This is a genomic window from Streptomyces sp. PU-14G, assembly GCF_041028275.1.
Lineage (GTDB): Bacteria > Actinomycetota > Actinomycetes > Streptomycetales > Streptomycetaceae > Streptomyces.
Genome location: NZ_JASKYT010000655.1, coordinates 1 through 1,629 on the forward strand (window position 1 = coordinate 1; position 1,629 = coordinate 1,629).

The following is a 1,629-nucleotide window of genomic DNA, read 5'->3' on the forward strand; positions in this document are numbered from 1 at the left end:
GGGTACGGGGCGTGCGAGCGGCGGGCCGGCAGCGGGGTAGTGGGGCAGCGGCGGCCAGCCGGGCCGGGAGGGGCGCTCAGTCGCCGAAGGCGAGGGTCGCCTCGGCCGCTCCGGCGAGCAGCGACGCGACGATGCTCTCGGCCGCGTTGCCGACCCGGTGGCTCGGCCCGATGACGGTGAGGGACGCCGCGATGGTCCCGGCCTGGAAGACGGGTGCCGAGACGGCCGTGACCGCCTCGTCGTACTCGCCGTGGCTGAGGCCCCAGCCCTGCTCGCGAAGCACCGCGTACCTCTCCAGCAGGGCGTCGACGGTGGTGAGTGTGGTGTCGGTGAACCGCTGGAGCGCGGTGGCCCCGAAGATCTGCCGGATCTCGGCCTCGGGGTAGTAGGCGAAGAGGGCGTGCCCCGACGCCCCGGCGTGTCCCGGCATCAGGGCGCCCACGAGTGCGGTGTAGCGGATGGGCCCGGTGCCGTCGACGGCGGCGGCACACCGGTAGCCGCCTCCGTTGGGCACGTTGAGCACGACACTCTCCCCGGTCTCGCGCAGGAGCCTGGCCAGTACCGGTCTGACCAGTGACGGCAGCACCCCGCTGTGCTCGCCGACCCGGGCCAGGCGTGAGACGGCGGGGCCGAGGCGGTAGCGGCGGGTGGTGCTGTCGCACATCAAGAAGCCCCGGCCGGTCAGTGTGGTCAGCAGACGCTGGGCCACGGCCTTGTCCCAGCCGTGGTGCCGGGCGATCTCGCTGACGCCCCATTCCGGCCGTTGCTCGGTGAAGGACAGCAGCGCCACCAGAGCGCGGTCCGCGGACTGCAGGGTTCCCGCGGTGCGCTCCCGGCGAGAGGCGGCCCCCTTCGCGGAGTCCGCCTCCTTCGAGGCCGGTGTCCCCTCAGCCGTGTCGGAAGCCGTGTCGGAACGCTTCGCCACCCGCGGCGAACGGTCGGTCGCCCCGGCCATACGCCCACCTCCTGTCGTGCCGTACTACCCGCCTCGGTGCGCTCAGCGCAACGCCGTTGCGCTGTGAGGGGAGCACTATGGAGGGGGCATGCGGAGGTGTCAAGGGTTTGCCCGGCGCTCAGGCCGGTGTGCGGCGCTCAGGCTGATGCCCGGTGCTCACGCTGGTACCCGCCGCTCACGCCGGTGCCCGGCGGTCTGCACCGACGCGGACGAGTGGGCTCCGCCCACGGGTGGGCCGGCGTTCACTCGTTCCGGTAACGGCGGCCCGTTCGTCCGGCCGCGGGTCGTAGAGTCCCGCGTGAAGGGCGCCCAGGCCTGAAGTCGTACACGAGCCGCCGGGCGCTCTTCATCCCCGCCGCGCCGCGCGCCTCCGAGGCGTGCGCCGCGCGGCTGAGGACGGGCCCACAGCGGCGTGGAAGTCGCGGACGGACAGCGTCAGAAGGGGACGGCGGCCGTTCAGGAAGGCGAGGCCGCTGCCGGTGTCCGCGGCCATCCGCGCGCTCCCGAGCGCGAGACGTCCCGCCAGCCTCAGCGGCACCTCGCACACCCGGCCCCGCACCTCCTGGAACAGCCGCGCCTTCCCCGGCGGCCTGCCGGGCAGCGCGAGGAGATGGCGGTACGTGGCGCGTACCGGGCCCGCGTCGCTCACCAGCCGTGTGCGGACGCGTGGTTCC

2 protein-coding genes are annotated in these 1,629 nt (G+C 74.2%); both read right to left on the reverse strand.

Annotated features, from left to right (window positions below; genetic code table 11):
• Positions 1–76: 76 nt before the first annotated feature.
• The gene (locus tag AB8Z75_RS34430) at positions 77–955 is read right to left on the reverse strand and encodes an IclR family transcriptional regulator (RefSeq protein ID WP_369209001.1); all 879 of its coding nucleotides are present in this window, start codon (positions 953–955) and stop codon (positions 77–79) included.
• Positions 956–1,301: 346 nt separating this feature from the next.
• Positions 1,302–1,629 (reverse strand): hypothetical protein (locus tag AB8Z75_RS34435; protein WP_369209003.1); only part of this gene is annotated, 328 nt, incomplete at its 5' end.